The organism is Achromobacter sp. CSND-B12, assembly GCF_052906545.1.
The window spans coordinates 3982750-3998191 of record NZ_JBREGJ010000001.1; the positions used below are offsets into that span (position 1 = coordinate 3982750).

At 68.4% G+C, this 15442-nt stretch carries 12 protein-coding genes; all 12 read left to right on the top strand.

The window, feature by feature from the left end; translation table 11 throughout:
- The first annotated feature begins 5 nt into the window (after positions 1-5).
- Genes rsmH through ftsA form a run of 12 tightly spaced genes read left to right on the top strand, consistent with a single transcriptional unit; the run spans position 6 to position 15350 of the window.
- Positions 6-1103 carry a 16S rRNA (cytosine(1402)-N(4))-methyltransferase RsmH gene (gene rsmH / locus ACUTAG_RS18765; RefSeq protein WP_446650260.1) on the top strand — a complete coding sequence of 366 codons (1098 nt, stop codon included), beginning with the start codon at positions 6-8 and terminating at the stop codon, positions 1101-1103.
- Positions 1103-1393 (top strand): cell division protein FtsL, encoded by a 291-nt coding sequence (gene ftsL / locus ACUTAG_RS18770; protein WP_006388776.1) that lies wholly within the window; start codon positions 1103-1105, stop codon positions 1391-1393. Before rsmH ends, ftsL begins: the two co-directional genes overlap by 1 nt.
- The gene (locus ACUTAG_RS18775) at positions 1390-3117 is read left to right on the top strand and encodes a peptidoglycan D,D-transpeptidase FtsI family protein (RefSeq protein ID WP_006388777.1); all 1728 of its coding nucleotides are present in this window, start codon (positions 1390-1392) and stop codon (positions 3115-3117) included. Before ftsL ends, ACUTAG_RS18775 begins: the two co-directional genes overlap by 4 nt.
- Entirely contained in the window at positions 3114-5978 is a 2865-nt protein-coding gene (gene murF, locus ACUTAG_RS18780; RefSeq protein WP_148319168.1) for a bifunctional UDP-N-acetylmuramoyl-L-alanyl-D-glutamate--2,6-diaminopimelate ligase MurE/UDP-N-acetylmuramoyl-tripeptide--D-alanyl-D-alanine ligase MurF, read from the top strand. The genes ACUTAG_RS18775 and murF overlap by 4 nt, the downstream gene beginning before the upstream one ends.
- Complete coding sequence (gene mraY / locus ACUTAG_RS18785; RefSeq protein ID WP_006388779.1) at positions 5968-7137, top strand: phospho-N-acetylmuramoyl-pentapeptide-transferase; 1170 nt, start codon at positions 5968-5970, stop codon at positions 7135-7137. The genes murF and mraY overlap by 11 nt, the downstream gene beginning before the upstream one ends.
- Positions 7134-8666 (top strand): UDP-N-acetylmuramoyl-L-alanine--D-glutamate ligase, encoded by a 1533-nt coding sequence (gene murD / locus ACUTAG_RS18790; RefSeq protein WP_148319167.1) that lies wholly within the window; start codon positions 7134-7136, stop codon positions 8664-8666. The genes mraY and murD overlap by 4 nt, the downstream gene beginning before the upstream one ends.
- Complete coding sequence (gene ftsW, locus ACUTAG_RS18795) at positions 8663-9856, top strand: putative lipid II flippase FtsW (protein WP_006388781.1); 1194 nt, start codon at positions 8663-8665, stop codon at positions 9854-9856. The genes murD and ftsW overlap by 4 nt, the downstream gene beginning before the upstream one ends.
- Entirely contained in the window at positions 9853-10932 is a 1080-nt protein-coding gene (gene murG / locus ACUTAG_RS18800) for an undecaprenyldiphospho-muramoylpentapeptide beta-N-acetylglucosaminyltransferase (RefSeq protein ID WP_148319166.1), read from the top strand. Before ftsW ends, murG begins: the two co-directional genes overlap by 4 nt.
- Entirely contained in the window at positions 10929-12335 is a 1407-nt protein-coding gene (gene murC / locus ACUTAG_RS18805; protein WP_020925137.1) for a UDP-N-acetylmuramate--L-alanine ligase, read from the top strand. Before murG ends, murC begins: the two co-directional genes overlap by 4 nt.
- Positions 12332-13282, top strand: a complete 951-nt coding sequence (locus ACUTAG_RS18810) for a D-alanine--D-alanine ligase (protein WP_148319165.1) — start codon at positions 12332-12334, stop codon at positions 13280-13282. The genes murC and ACUTAG_RS18810 overlap by 4 nt, the downstream gene beginning before the upstream one ends.
- A gap of 12 nt (positions 13283-13294) precedes the next feature.
- Positions 13295-14119 (top strand): cell division protein FtsQ/DivIB, encoded by an 825-nt coding sequence (locus tag ACUTAG_RS18815; RefSeq protein WP_006392957.1) that lies wholly within the window; start codon positions 13295-13297, stop codon positions 14117-14119.
- Between the two features lie 4 nt (positions 14120-14123).
- Complete coding sequence (ftsA, locus tag ACUTAG_RS18820; RefSeq protein WP_006217473.1) at positions 14124-15350, top strand: cell division protein FtsA; 1227 nt, start codon at positions 14124-14126, stop codon at positions 15348-15350.
- The last annotated feature ends 92 nt before the right edge of the window (positions 15351-15442 follow it).

Here is a 15442-nt window from a genome sequence, read left to right on the forward strand (position 1 = left end):
GAGTTATGGAATTCGAACATCGGCCCGTCCTGCTGGAGCCGACGGTGGACGCGCTGTTGCTGGCCGATTTCGGCGGCAAGGGCGCGGCACGGTCGCAGCCCGGCGACGAGCCGGCTGCGGCTACGCGAGCGGAACGGGGTGTCTTCGTCGACGGCACCTTCGGTCGCGGCGGCCACAGCCGCGAGCTGCTCGGCCGCCTGGGACCGACGGCCCGCCTGGTGGTGTTCGACAAGGATCCCGAGGCGATCGCGGTGGCCAATGCGTTGGCGGCGGCGGATTCCCGGGTGACGGTGGTGCATGGCGGCTTTGCCACCATGGCCGAAGAGTTGCGGCAGCTCGGCATCGACAAGGTCGATGGCGTGATGCTGGATCTGGGCGTGTCGTCGCCTCAGATCGATGACGCCGAGCGCGGTTTCTCGTTCATGCGGGATGGCCCGCTCGACATGCGGATGGACACCACTCGTGGACCCACGGTGGCGGATTGGCTGGCGCAAGCCAGTGTGGATGAGATGCGGGAGGTCATAGCGGATTATGGCGAAGAACGGTTTGCTTTTCAGGTTGCAAAGGCGATTGCTGCTCGCCGCGCAACAAGGCCGCTGCGCACCACGCTCGAGCTTGCCGAGTGCGTCGCCAGCGCCGTCCGCACGCGCGAAAAGGGGCAGCATCCGGCCACACGCACCTTTCAAGCTCTACGGATTTACATCAATCGGGAACTCGAAGAGCTCGCGCGCACCCTCGCGTCAGCTCTAGACCTGCTCGCCCCGGGGGGGAGGTTGGCGGTGATCAGCTTTCATTCGCTTGAAGACCGCATGGTCAAGCAGTGCATCGCGGCGGCGGCTCGTCCGGCTGCCGCGCATGCGCGCCTGCCCCTGCGCGAAAGCGAAATGCCCCAGCCGGTGCTGCGTTCCCTGGGACGCGTGCTGGCCGAGGACGAAGAGGTTTCGGCCAATGCGCGCGCCCGCTCGGCGGTGCTGCGCGTTGCCGAACGCACCGCCACGCCCTTGCCCGCCGAGGGCGGCATGGCCTTCGTGAAAATCGGTGCGCTGCCCGGCAGCGACCTGGCTCCGCCGCCGCGCCGCGGCGGCAAGGGAGGGCGCCGCTGATGGGTCGCGTCAACCTGATCGTTGCGGCTTTGCTGATGCTGTCGGCCATTTCCCTGGTCACCAGCCGGTATCAGTCGCGCCAGCTTTTCGTGGAGCTGGGCCGCGATCAGGCGCAGGAGCGCGACCTGGAAACCAACTGGCGGCGGTTGCAGCTGGAACGCGCCGAACTGGCGCGCAACGCCCGGGTCGACGTGATCGCCCGCGACAACCTGAAGATGATTCCCATCGTGCCTGACCGCACGCTGTATCTGAATCAGGCGCCGGTCCCGGCCAGCGGAGGTGCCCAATGAAGCGCGTTCCGTTCTTCGACAATCCGGTGCTGCGCGGACAGCTGCCAACCTGGCGCGCGCGCCTGGTGCTGATCCTGCTGTTCGGCGGATTCACCGTGCTGGCCGGCCGCGCGCTGTTCCTGCAAGGGTTGTCCACGGAATTCCTGCAGCAGCAGGGCGAGCGCCGCTACGAGCGCACGCTGACGCTGGCCGCGACGCGCGGCAAGATCATGGATCGCAACGGCGCCGTGCTGGCTTCCAGCGTGCCGGCGCGAGCCATCTGGGCGATCCCGGAAGACCTCAAGCAGGCCACGCCCGCTCAACTGGATACGTTGGCCAAACTGCTGGAAACCCCGGTGGCCGACCTGCGCCGCCGGGTGGAAGAAGACAAGAATTTCGTCTACCTGAAGCGTCAGGTGGCGATGGACGTGGCCGACAAGATCAAGCAGCTCGGCCTGCCGGGCGTGCACCAGCAGCCCGAGACCCGCCGCTATTACCCGGACGGCGACGTGATGGCCCACGTGGTGGGTTTCAACAGCGTCGAGGACCAGGGACAGGAAGGCGTCGAGCTGACCTTCAACCAGCAGCTGTCGGGCCGGCCGGGCAGCCGCCGCGTCATCAAGGACCGGTTGGGCCGCGTCATCGAGGACGTGCAGGCCGTGACGCTGCCGGTGGACGGCCGCGACCTGCGCCTGTCGATCGATACTCGTCTTCAGTACCTGGTGTTCAAGGAACTGAAGGACGCCATGGACAAGCACCAGGCCAAGGGCGCCACCGCCGTGGTCGTCGACGTGCATACCGGCGAGATCCTGGCGCTGGCCAACGTGCCGACCTTCGATCCGAACAAGCGCGAGACCTTTCACGGCGCCAACCTGCGCAACCAGGCCATCACCGACACGTTCGAGCCCGGTTCGATCATGAAGCCGTTCACCGCCGCGCTGGCGCTGGACCTGGGCCGCATCACCACCTCGACCCTGTTCGAGACCGGCAACGGCCGCTTCACCTACCAGGGCAGCACCATCAGTGACGTCAGCCGCAATGGCACGCTGGACGTGGCCGGCGTGCTGCGCAAGTCCAGCAACATCGGCATGACGATGATCTCCGAGAAGCTGGAATCCCGTGAAATGTGGGATCGCTTCACCGAATTGGGGCTGGGCCAGGCGCCCCAGGTGGGATTCCCGGGCGCGGCGCCCGGCCGCCTGCGTCCGTGGGATCGCTGGCGCCTGATCGAGAAGGCCACCATGGCCTACGGCTACGGCCTGTCGGTGTCGCTGCTGCAGGTGGCGCGCGCCTACACGGTGTTCGCCCGCAACGGCGACATGGTGTCGCTGACCCTGGTCAAGCGCGACAGCGATCCGACCAGCGTCAAGATCTACACGCCCAAGACCACCGCGCTGGTGCGCGGCATGCTGGAAGCGGCCGCCGGCCCGGAAGGCACCAAGGCCGCCCAGGTCCAGGGCTACCGCGTGGCCGGCAAGAGCGGCACCGCGCGCAAGATCGTCGACGGCAAGTACAGCATGCAGCGCTATCGCAGCTCGTATGTCGGCTTTGCGCCGGTGTCCGACCCCAAGATCGTGGTGGCCGTCTCGATCGATGAGCCCACGGTCGGCGGTTATTACGGCGGCGCGATCGCCGCGCCCGTGTTCTCCCATATCGTCGGTGGGAGTCTGCGGTTGATGGGGGTGCGGCCGGACGCGCCCTTCGAATCGACAATTGTTGCTGGTATCAAGGAGCCAGGCAGATGAGCGCCAAGGGCTTCCTCTCATCCCCCGCCGCCACGGTCGAACAAGCCGTGGCGTGGTTGCATTCGCGCGTGTCGTTGACCGCGCACCTGAAGCTGGACTCGCGCGAGATCGAGCCGGGCGACGTGTTCGTCGCCTGCCCGGGCTTGTCCAGCGACGGCCGTCTATATATAGAGAAGGCGCTGGCGCTGGGCGCCAGCGCGGTGCTGTTCGAAGCGCCCGCGACCGCGGCCATCGAGGCCGCGGCCGCCGCCGGCGATACGCCGATGCTGCCGGTGACCGGCCTGCGCGCCCTGCTGGGCGAGCTGGGCGACACCTGGTACGGCCGGCCGTCGTCCACGCTGGCCGTGGTGGCCGTGACCGGCACCAACGGCAAGACCTCGTCGGTGCAATGGATCGCCCACGCGCTGGGCCGCAACGACAAGCCCTGCGGCACCATCGGCACCCTGGGCGCCGTGCTGCCCGACGGGCAGACGCTGGGCGGCCATCTTACGACCCCGGATGTGCTGACCGTGCATCGCCTGCTGGCCGCCATGCGCGATGCCGGCGCCAAGGCGGTGGCGATGGAGGCATCGTCGATCGGCATCGAGCAGGGGCGCATGGACGGCGTGCGGGTGGCGCTGGCTGCCTACACCAACCTGACCCGCGATCACCTCGACTATCACGGCACCATGGAACGCTACGAGGCGGCCAAGGCCAGCCTGTTCCGCTGGCCCGGCCTGAGCGCTGCGGTGGTCAATGCCGATGACGAAGCCGGGCGCCGCCTGATCGCTTCGCTGCCGGCGGACCTGTCGGTGATGGGCTACAGCCTGAGCGCGGATCCCGCGATTCCCGCGGCGATGCGCGCGCGCGACTTGCAGGCCACCGCGCAAGGCCAGATCTTCACGCTGGTGTCGCCGCATGGCGAGGCCCAGATCGTGACGCGCCTGCTGGGGGCGCACAACGTCTCCAACCTGTTGCTGGTGGCGGGCGTGCTGTACAAACTGGGCCTGCCGTTCGCGCAGATCGCGCGCGAACTGGCCGCGACCGATCCGGTCGACGGCCGCCTGCAGACCGTGGAGCCGGTTGCCGCCAGCACGCAGGCCCATGCGGGCCGGGGCGCGCTGGTGGTGGTGGACTACTCCCATACCCCCGATTCGCTGGCGCGCGCGCTGATGGCATTGCGCCCCGTGGCCCACGCGCGGGCGGGCCGCCTGGTGTGCGTGTTCGGTTGCGGCGGTGATCGCGATGCCGGCAAGCGCCCGGAGATGGGCCGCATCGCCGCCGAATTGGCGGATCACGTGGTGGTGTCCAGCGACAACCCGCGCAGCGAGTCGCCCGACGCCATCGTGGCGCAGATCCTGGCCGGCATTCCGGCGTCGGTGGCGGTCGAAGTGCAGGTCGACCGCGCCCGCGCCATCATGCAGGCCATCTGGGCCAGCGCGCCCGAGGACGTGGTGCTGCTGGCAGGCAAGGGCCACGAGACCTATCAGGAAATCGCCGGCGAGAAGCTGCCCTTCGACGATCGCGAGTGGGCGCGTCTGGCGCTACTGCTGCCGCTGGTCAAGGGCGTCTCCACGGATACGCGACGCATTGGCGCCGGCGAGTTGTTCGTGGCGCTGGTGGGCGAGAACTTCGACGCGCACAACTACCTGGATCAGGCCGCAGAGCGCGGCGCCTGCGCCGCGGTGGTGGCGCACGCGGTGCCGGAATCGAGCCTGCCGCAGCTGGTGCTGGGCGATACGCGCGTGGCGCTGATGCGCATCGGCGCGGCCTGGCGCGCCCGTTTCAAGCTGCCGGTGGTGGCGGTGACGGGCAGCAACGGCAAGACCACCACCAAGGAAATGATCTCGGCCATGTTGGCCGGCTGGCGCGGCGAGGCCGGCCGCCTGGCCACGGCCGGCAACCTGAACAACGACATCGGCGTGCCGTTGACCGTGCTGCGCCTGCGCCCGGAACATCGCGCCGCCGTTTTCGAGCTGGGCATGAATCATCCGGGCGAGATCGCCCAGTTGGCGGCCATCGCGGCACCGAGCGTGGCGCTGGTGACCAATGCCCAGCGCGAGCATCAGGAGTTCATGCACACCGTGGAAGCGGTGGCGCTGGAAAATGGCGCCGCCATCGCGGCGCTGCCGGCGGACGGCGTGGCGGTCTATCCGGGCGACGAGCCTTATGCGGCCATCTGGGACAGGCTGGCCGCGCCGCGCCGCGCGCTGCGTTTCGGCCTGCAGCCCGGCCTGGATGTCTACGCCGAGCAGATCCTGGCGGACGTCGATTCGACGCGCTGCCGCGTGGTGACGCCGGTGGGCAGCGCCGACCTGACGCTGCCGGTGCCCGGCGTGCACAACCTGCGCAATGCGCTGGCGGCGATCGCCAGTGCCATCGCCGCGGAGGCGCCGTTGGACGTGGCGGTACGGGCGCTGGCCGGTTTCAGCCCCGTGGCGGGCCGCATGCAATACAAGAAATTGAGTGACGGAACGTTGCTCATCGATGACACCTACAATGCCAACCCCGACTCGGTTCGCGCGGCCATCGACGTGCTGGCGCGTATCGCCGGAACCCGCGTCCTGGTACTGGGCGACATGGGCGAGGTCGGGGACAACGGCCCCGCCATGCATGAAGAGGTGGGCAATTACGCGCGCGAGCTTGGCCTCGACGCGCTCATCACGCTAGGCGATGCCAGCCGGGCGGCCGCGGCCGCGTTCGGCACGGGCGCGCACGCCTGCGCATCGGTAGACGAAGTCGTTGCCGCATTGCGCGGCCTGCGCGCGTCCTGCGTATTGATAAAGGGATCGCGCTTTATGCGCATGGAGCGGGTAGTGACGGCTTTTACTTCGAATGACGGACAGGCGTCCAAGGGGCAGGGGGACAACCATGCTGCTTGAGATCGCCCGCCTGCTTTCCGATGATGTGCGCGCCTTGGGCGTGTTCGAGTACATCACGCTGCGCGCGGTGCTGGCGTGCGCCACCGCGCTGCTGATCGGCCTGGTGGCCGGCCCGCGCGTGATCCGCAAGCTGACCGAGATGAAGATCGGCCAGGCCGTGCGTTCGTATGGCCCGGAAAGCCACCTGGTCAAGACCGGCACCCCGACCATGGGCGGCGTGCTGATCCTGATTTCCATCGCCATCAGCACGCTGCTGTGGGCCGACTGGACCAACCGCTTCGTGTGGGTGGTGCTGCTGGTGACGTTCGGCTTTGGCTGGATCGGCTGGATGGACGATTACCGCAAGGTGGTCTATCGCGATCCGGAAGGCATGCCGGCGCGCCAGAAGTTCTTCTGGCAGGCGTCCATCGGCCTGGTGGCCGCGGTCTATTTGGCGTTCGCCGTGTCGGCGCCCGCCAACACCGAGCTGTGGCCGCTGTTCAAGGCCTGGGTGGGCAGCGGCTTCACGATGTCGCTGCCGACGCGCGCCGACCTGATCGTGCCGTTCTTCAAGACCGTCAGCTACCCGCTGGGCGTGCTTGGTTTCGTGGCGTTGACGTGGGCCGTGATCGTCGGCACCAGCAACGCCGTCAACCTGACCGACGGCCTGGATGGCCTGGCGATCATGCCCACCGTGATGGTCGGCAGCGCGCTCGGCATCTTCGCCTACGTGGTCGGCCGTGTCGACTATTCGAAGTACCTGCTGTTCCCGTACATCCCCGGGGCATCGGAATTGATGGTGCTGTGCGCGGCGATCGGCGGCGCGGGCCTGGCATTTTTGTGGTTCAACGCGTATCCGGCGCAGGTCTTCATGGGTGACGTCGGCGCGCTGGCGCTGGGTGGCGCGCTGGGCACCATCGCGGTCATCGTGCGCCAGGAGATCGTGCTGTTCATCATGGGCGGCGTGTTCGTGGTCGAGACCCTGTCGGTGATGATCCAGGTGACGTGGTTCAAGTACACCAAGCGACGTTATGGAACAGGTAGACGCATATTCCGCATGGCTCCGCTGCATCATCACTTCGAAGTTGGCGGCTGGAAGGAAACCCAGGTGGTCGTGCGTTTCTGGATCATCAGCATGATGCTGGTGCTGATTGGCCTCTCTACCCTGAAGTTGCGATGAACACGATGGAAACCTCCCGCGCCGATGCGCCGCTCGTCCTGATCCTCGGATTGGGCGAGTCGGGCGTGGCCGCCGCACGCTGGAGCGCCCGCCAGGGCGCCCGCCTGCGCGTGGCCGACACGCGCGCGGAGCCGGGTGGGCTGTCCGCGTTGCGCGACGCGCTGGCGCAGGCCGAGGTCGAATACCGCCTGGGTTGCGATACGTCTTTCGATGTCGCGTTGCTGGACGGCGTGAGCCAGGTCGTCGTCAGCCCGGGGCTCGCTCCGGACGGCGTGCCGGCCGGCGACCTGCTGCGCGAGGCCAAGGCCCGCGGCATCGAGGTCATCGGCGAGATCGAACTGTTTGCGCGGGCGCTGGCCGAACTGGCCGAGACCCGCGAGTACCGCCCGCGCGTGCTGGCCGTGACCGGCACCAATGGCAAGACCACCGTCACCGCGCTGACGCGCGACCTGGTGGCAGCCAGCGGCCTGTCGGTGCTGGCCGCCGGCAACATCAGCCCGGCCGCGCTGACCGCCTTGATGCAGGCCCTGGATGCCGACGACCTGCCGCAGGTGTGGGTGCTGGAACTGTCGAGCTTCCAGCTCGAGACCACGCACACGCTGATGGCCGACGCGGCCGTCGTGCTCAACGTGACGCAGGATCACCTGGACTGGCACGGCGGCATGGACGCCTACGCGCGGACCAAGGCGCGCCTGCTGAAGATGACGCGCATCGCCATCGTCAACCGCGACGATCCGTATACCGTCGACATGGTGCCGTCGCTGGCCGCCATGCCGGTGCGCAGCTTTGGCCGCGAAGTGCCCGAGCTGGTCGGCGACATGGGCCTGGAATTGGGCCAGGGCGTGGCCTGGCTGGTGGCGGCCGAGCCGCTCGATTTCGACGAACCGGTGGCGCCGGTGCGCCGCAAGAAGGACGCGCCGGAGCCGACTCGCGCCAAGGGCCGCATGAGCCGCCTGATGCCGGTCGATGCCTTGCGCATCCGCGGCATCCACAATGCCTTGAACGCGCTGGCCGCATTGCAGCTGGCGCGCTGCCTCGACCTCGGTTGGGGCCCCATGCTGCGCGCCCTGCGCGAATACGCGGGCGAGCCGCATCGCGCCGCCTTCGTGCGCAGTATCGGCGGCGTGGACTACATCAACGACAGCAAGGGCACCAACGTCGGCGCCACCGTGGCCGCGCTCGAAGGCATGGGCCAGCCGGTGGTGCTGATCGCCGGCGGCCAGGGCAAGGGCCAGGACTTCTCGCCGCTGATCCCCGTCGTGTCGCGCCATGCGCGCGCCGTGCTGCTGATCGGCCAGGATGGTCCCGAGATTGGCCGCGTGCTGGCTGCCACCGGCGTCGACTGCATCGCCGTGGAATCGCTGCGCGACGCCGTGCGCCGCGCCGCCGAACTGGCCCAGGCCGGCGACGTGGTGCTGCTCTCGCCCGCCTGCGCCAGCCTGGACATGTTCCGCAATTACCCGCACCGCGGGCAAGTGTTCGTGGAAGAGGTCGAAGACCTGGCCCGCGACCGGGGAGAGGTGGCATGAGCCTGATCGCCGATCTCACCGCCAGCGTCAATGCCGTACGGCCCGGCCGTACCCGCATGCGCAATTTCGACATGCCGCTCGCGATTGCGGCGTCGACCTTGCTGCTGCTCGGCCTGCTGATGGTGTATTCGGCATCGATCGCGCTGGCTGACGGTCCGCGCTATGCCTCCTATGGCCGCTACTACTTCGTGATCCGCCACGGCCTGTTCATCAGCGCCGGCCTGGTGGCGGCCGCGGTCGTGCTGGCGGTGCCGATCCGTGTCTGGCAGCGCCTGGCGGTGCCGCTGTTCGTGGTGGCGATGGTGCTGCTGGTGGCCGTGCTGATTCCGGGCATCGGCCGCGAGGTTAATGGCGCGCATCGCTGGATTCCGCTGGGCCCGCTGAATTTCCAGCCGTCGGAACTGATGAAGCTGGCCGCGCTGCTCTATGCCGCCGACTACACCGTGCGCAAGCAGGAACACATGCAGGCCTTCGCCCGCGGCTTCCTGCCCATGGCGTTCGCGCTGGCCGGCGTCGGCATGCTGCTGCTGCTCGAGCCCGACCTGGGCGCGTTCATGGTGATCGTGGCGATCGCCATCGGCATCCTGTTCCTGGGAGGCATCAACGGCAAGTATTTCAGCAGCCTGCTGGCGGTGCTGGTGGGCACTTTCCTGATGCTGATCTGGCTGTCGCCGTGGCGCCGCGCGCGCCTGTTCGCCTATCTGGATCCCTGGAACGAAGACAACGCCTACGGCAGCGCCTACCAGCTGTCGCATTCGCTCATCGCCCTGGGGCGCGGGGAGTGGCTGGGCGTGGGCCTGGGCGCCAGCGTCGAGAAATTGCACTACCTGCCGGAAGCCCATACCGACTTCCTGATGGCGGTGGTGGGCGAGGAACTCGGCTTCGCCGGCGTGATGCTGGTGATCTCGCTGTTCGCCATCATCGTCTACCGCGGCTTCGACATCGGCCGCCAGGCCATCGCCATGGAACGCACTTTCGCGGGCCTGGTGGCGCATGGCGTGGCGATGTGGTTCGGCGTGCAGGCCTTCATCAACATGGGCGTGTGCCTGGGGCTGCTGCCGACCAAGGGCCTCACGCTGCCGCTGATGAGCTATGGCGGTTCGGGCGTGGTGATGAACCTGTGCGCCCTGGCCATGCTGATACGGGTGGATGTGGAAAACCGCATCATGATGCGCGGGGGACGGGTATGACCGCGTCGTCGCGCACCATCCTCATCATGGCCGGCGGCACCGGCGGGCACATCATGCCCGGCCTGGCCGTGGCCGATGTGCTGCGCCAGCGCGGCTGGCGCGTGCTGTGGCTGGGCAATCCCGACAAGATGGAAGGCAAGCTGGTGCCGCCGCGCGGCATCGAGCTGGTGCCGCTGCGTTTCGCCGGCGTGCGCGGCAAGGGCGCGGCTGCCTTGCTGAAGCTGCCGTTCCTGCTGGTGCGCGCCTTTGCGCAGGCCTGGTCGCGGTTGTCGGCGGTGCGGCCGGACGTGGTGCTGGGCATGGGCGGCTATGTCGCCTTCCCCGGCGGCGTCATCGCGGCGCTACGCGGCACGCCGCTGGTGGTGCACGAACAGAACGCAGTGGCCGGCACCGCCAACAAGTGGCTGGCGCGCATGGCCCGTCGCGTCTTGAGTGGTTTTCCCGGCGTGCTGCCCAAGGGCGAGGCCATGGGTAATCCCGTGCGCGCCGACCTGTGCGCCTTGCCCGATCCGGCGCAGCGCTATGCCGGCCGCGGCGGCCCGCTGCGGCTGCTGGTGGTGGGCGGCAGCCTGGGCGCCCAGGCGCTGAACACCGCCGTGCCGCAGGCGCTGGCGCGGCTGCCGCAGGAGCGTCGTCCGGTGGTGGTGCACCAGGCCGGCGAACAACATCTGCCGGCGCTGCAGCAGGCCTACGCCCAGGCGGGCGTGGCGGCCGACTGCCGCGCCTTCATCGACGACATGGCCGGCGCCATGGGCGACGCCGACCTGCTGATCTGCCGCGCGGGCGCCATGACGGTGTCCGAAGTGGCCGCGGCGGGCGTGGCGGCGCTGTTCGTGCCGTTCCCCCATGCCATCGACGATCACCAGACCGCCAACGCGCGCTTCCTGAGCGACGCGCAGGCCGCCTGGCTGCAGCCGCAGAACGCCTTGAGCCCCGAGTGGCTGGCGGACTGGCTGGGTCTGCGCAATCGACAAGAACTGCAAGCCGTCGCAGAACGGGCCCGCGCGCATGCGCACCCGCAAGCGGCGGCGCATATCGCCGACGTCTGTGAACAAGCAGCGGGGCGTTCATCATGAAACACAGAATCCAACATATCCATTTCGTAGGCATCGGCGGCTCCGGCATGAGCGGCATTGCCGAGGTGTTGCTCAACCTGGGCTACACCGTCAGCGGCTCCGACCTGAACGAGTCGGCCGTGACGCGCCGCCTGGCCGCGCTGGGCGTGAACATCGCCATCGGCCACGTCGCCAGCAATGTCACCGGCGCCGACGCCATCGTCACGTCGACCGCGGTGGCGGGCGATAACCCCGAGGTCATCGCGGCCCGCGCCGCGCGCATTCCGGTGGTGCCGCGCGCCATCATGCTGGCCGAGCTGATGCGCCTGAAGCGCGGCATCGCGGTGGCGGGCACGCACGGCAAGACCACCACCACCAGCCTGGTGGCCAGCATCCTGGCCGCCGGCGACCTGGACCCGACCTTCGTGATCGGCGGACGCCTGAATTCCGCCGGCGCCAATGCGCGGCTGGGACAGGGCGACTACATCGTGGTCGAGGCCGACGAATCCGACGCTTCGTTCCTGAACCTGCTGCCGGTGATGGCCATCGTGACCAACATCGACGCGGATCACATGGACACCTATGGCCACGACGTGGCCCGCCTCAAGAGCGCGTTCATCGAATTCACCCAGCGCCTGCCGTTCTACGGCAGCGCGGTGCTGTGCACCGATGACGCCAACGTGCGCGAGATTATGCCGTTCGTGTCGCGCCCCATTACCTCGTATGGCCTGAACGAAGACGCGATGGTGCGCGGCTACGAAGTGCAGGCGGACGGCACGCGCATGCGCTTCAACGTGCAGCGCAGCCACCGCGACACGCTGCTGCCGCCGCTGCAGGTGGAGCTGAACCTGCCGGGCCTGCACAACGTGCGCAACGCGCTGGCGGCGATCGCCGTGGCGACCGAGCTGGGCGTGGCCGATGAAGCCATTCGCGACGCGCTGGCGTCGTTCAAGGGCGTGGGCCGCCGCTTTACGCAGACGGGCGAATTCTCGGTGCCGGCCACGCATGGCGGCGGCACCTTCACGGTGATCGACGACTACGGCCACCACCCGGTGGAAATGGCCGCCACGCTGGCCGCGGCCCGCGGCGCCTGGCCCGACCGCCGCATCGTGCTGGCGTTCCAGCCGCACCGCTACACGCGTACCCGCGACTGCTTCGAGGATTTCGTGCGCGTGCTGGGCACGGCCGACGCGGTGCTGCTGACCGAGGTCTATGCCGCCGGCGAGCCGCCGCTGGTGGCCGCCGACGGCCGCGCCCTGTCGCGCGCCCTGCGCGTGGCCGGCAAGGTCGAGCCGGTGTTCGTCGAGGACGTGGCCGACCTGCCGCAGGCGGTGGTCGATTTCGTGCGCGATGGCGACGTGGTGATCGTCATGGGGGCGGGCTCGATCAGCAAGGTCCCGGCCCAAGTTGGAGAATTGGCATGAGCGCGAAATTCGGCAAAGTAGGTGTGTTGTACGGCGGCCGTTCCGCCGAACGCGAGGTGTCGCTGATGTCCGGGGCCGGCGTGCACCAGGCGCTGCTGAGCGCCGGCGTCGACGCGCACCTGTTCGACACCGGTGAACGCAGCCTGGCTGAACTGGCCGCCGAGGGCTTCGAGCGCGTGTTCATCGCGCTGCATGGCCGCTTCGGCGAGGACGGCTCGATCCAGGGCGCGCTGGAACTGCTGGGCATCCCCTATACCGGCAGCGGCCCGCTGGCCTCGGCCCTGGCCATGGACAAGACCATGACCAAGCGCGTGTGGCTGCAGCATGGCCTGCCCACGCCGGAATTCGAGTTGCTGGATGCCGACACCGAACTGCGCCTGGTGCCGGACCGCCTGAGCCTGCCGCTGATCATCAAGCCGCCGCACGAAGGTTCGACCGTGGGCATCACCAAGGTGGTGGGCTATTCCGACATGAAGGAAGCCTATGCCCTGGCCGCCAAGTTCGACGCCGAGGTGCTGGCCGAGCAGTTCATCCAGGGCCGCGAGCTGACCGTGGCGATCCTGGGCGGCGGCAAGGCCGCGCGCGCGCTGCCGGTGATCGAGATCGCCGCGCCCGGCGGCAACTACGACTACGAACACAAGTACTTCTCCGACGACACGCAGTACTTCTGCCCGGCGGCGCTGCCGCCTGCCGTTGCCGACGAAGTCGCCGACATCGCGGTGCGCGCCTATCGCGCGCTGGGTTGTGAAGGCTGGGGCCGCGCCGACTTCATGCTGGACGCCGACAACCGCCCCTGGCTGCTCGAAATGAATACCTCGCCCGGCATGACCAGCCATTCGCTGGTGCCGATGGCGGCCCGCGCCACCGGCATGAGCTATGCCGAGCTGTGCGTGGCGATCCTGGCCGACGCCTCGTGCAAGTTGCACAGCGCCGCTCGCAATACTTGACCCGGACATTCTGTGTGGAACGACGCTCGCACGACCAACCTGATCGCCAACACGCTTGCCGTGCTGGCGGTCTGCGCCATGCTCCTGGCGGGTGTGGTGTGGGTGGCGCAGCGTCCGTACTTCACGCTGTCGGCCATCGAGCTGGAGTCCACGCCGGACACCGAGCTGCACTATGTCTCGCCGGGCGCGGTGCGCGCGGCGATCGCGGGGCGCTTCAAGGGCAACTTCTTCACGGTGGACCTGGACGACGCGCGCGAGATCTTCGAGTCGGTGCCATGGGTGCGCCACGCCACGGTGCGGCGGATCTGGCCCAATGTGCTGCGCGTGCGCATCGAGGAGCAGCAGCCGCTGGCGCTGTGGAACGAGAACCAGATGATCAACACCTGGGGCGAGGCGTTCACGGCCAACACGGGCGAAGTGGACGACGAGACGGTGCTGCCGCAGTTCTCCGGGCCCGAGGGCACCGAGTCGCTGGTGGTGCAACGCTACGCCGAGCTGGCGCGCTGGTTCGCGCCGCTCGATATGCACGTCAAGCAGCTGGAGCTGAGTCCGCGCTACGCCTGGCGCGTGGTGCTGTCCAACGGCATGCTGCTGGACCTGGGCCGCGATCCGGGCGCCGATGCGCCGGACCCGCACGGCCTGCCCGGCGCGCTGCCTTTCGCGGCGCGCATTCAACGTTTTGTGCAGGCCTGGCCCGCCGTGGCGGGGCGCCTGGAAGGGCGCACCATCACGCAGGCCGACCTGCGCTATCCCAATGGTTTCGCCCTGGCGCTGGCCCCGTTGCCCGCGTCGGCAAACAAACCCAAATCCACACCGAAACCTCCCAAGAAACGCTAACGCCATGACCCGTGACATCAAGGACCTCATCGTCGCCCTCGATATCGGCACCAGCAAGGTGGTGGCTGTGGTGGCTGAAATCCTGCCCGAAGGGCGATTCGAAGTGCTCGGCCTGGGCCAGCACGAGTCGCGCGGCATGCGCAAGGGCGTGGTCGTCAATATCGAGACCACTGTGAATTCGATTCAGCGCGCGCTTGAAGAAGCCGAGCTGATGGCAGATTGCAAGATCCGAGACGTCTACACCGGCATCGCCGGCAGCCATATCCGCAGCTTCAATTCCAGCGGCATGGTCGCCGTCAAGGACAAGGAAGTCACCGCCACCGACGTCGCCCGCGTCATCGAGACCGCCAAGGCGGTGAACATCCCGACCGATCAGCAGGTGCTGCACGTGCTGACGCAGGAGTTCATCGTCGACGGCCAGGAAGACATCCGCGAGCCGATCGGCATGAGCGGCCTGCGCCTGGAAGTGCGCGTGCACATCGTGACCGGCGCCGTCAGCGCCGCGCAGAACATCGTCAAGTGCGTGCGCCGCTGCGGCCTGGAAGTGCAGGACCTGATCCTGCAGCCGCTGGCCTCCAGCCTGGCCGTGCTGACCGCCGACGAAAAGGAACTGGGCGTCGTCCTGGTGGATATCGGCGGCGGCACCACCGACGTCGCGATCTTCACCGGCGGCGCGATCCGCCACACCGCCGTGCTGCCGATCGCCGGCGACCAGATCACCAACGACATCGCGGCCATGCTGCGCACGCCGACGCCCGATGCCGAGGAAATCAAGCTGCGCTACGGCGTGGCCAAGCAGGTGCTGGCGAGCCCGGACGAGTCCGTGGAAGTGCCGGGCCTGGGCGACCGCGGCCCGCGCCAGGTCAAGCGCCAGGCGCTGGGCGCCGTGATCGAGCCGCGCGTGGAAGAACTGTTCACGCTGGTGCAGCAGGTGGTGCGCGACTCCGGCTACGAGGACCTGCTGGCTTCCGGCGTGGTGCTGACCGGCGGCTCGGCGCAATTGCCCGGCATGATCGAACTGGCCGAGGACGTGTTCCTCAAGCCGGTGCGCGTGGCGGTGCCCGAATACGAAGGCAGCCTGGCCGACGTGATGCGCAATCCGCGCTTCTCGACCGTGATGGGGCTGTTGCAGGAGGCGCGCATGCAGCGCGTGCGTGGCCGCAAGGTGGCCGCGCAGACCGGCAATTTCAAGAGCCTGCTGGCGCGCATGAAGGAATGGTTCATGAATTGAAGAGGGGGGCAGGTTGGGGCCTGCTCCTTGGCACGATCCGCGGCGGTAGGGCGGGCCGGGCCAGAAAGGGGAGGCGTCTCAAACCCGTTGCG

Coding starts and splice junctions, on each gene's coding strand:
- murC (WP_020925137.1), top strand. CDS start 10,929: ATGAAACACAGAATCCAACATATCCATTTCGTAGGCATCGGCGGCTCC.
- murD (WP_148319167.1), top strand. CDS start 7,134: ATGAACACGATGGAAACCTCCCGCGCCGATGCGCCGCTCGTCCTGATC.
- rsmH (WP_446650260.1), top strand. CDS start 6: ATGGAATTCGAACATCGGCCCGTCCTGCTGGAGCCGACGGTGGACGCG.
- ftsL (WP_006388776.1), top strand. CDS start 1,103: ATGGGTCGCGTCAACCTGATCGTTGCGGCTTTGCTGATGCTGTCGGCC.
- ACUTAG_RS18775 (WP_006388777.1), top strand. CDS start 1,390: ATGAAGCGCGTTCCGTTCTTCGACAATCCGGTGCTGCGCGGACAGCTG.
- ACUTAG_RS18810 (WP_148319165.1), top strand. CDS start 12,332: ATGAGCGCGAAATTCGGCAAAGTAGGTGTGTTGTACGGCGGCCGTTCC.
- ftsA (WP_006217473.1), top strand. CDS start 14,124: ATGACCCGTGACATCAAGGACCTCATCGTCGCCCTCGATATCGGCACC.
- ftsW (WP_006388781.1), top strand. CDS start 8,663: ATGAGCCTGATCGCCGATCTCACCGCCAGCGTCAATGCCGTACGGCCC.
- murF (WP_148319168.1), top strand. CDS start 3,114: ATGAGCGCCAAGGGCTTCCTCTCATCCCCCGCCGCCACGGTCGAACAA.
- murG (WP_148319166.1), top strand. CDS start 9,853: ATGACCGCGTCGTCGCGCACCATCCTCATCATGGCCGGCGGCACCGGC.
- mraY (WP_006388779.1), top strand. CDS start 5,968: ATGCTGCTTGAGATCGCCCGCCTGCTTTCCGATGATGTGCGCGCCTTG.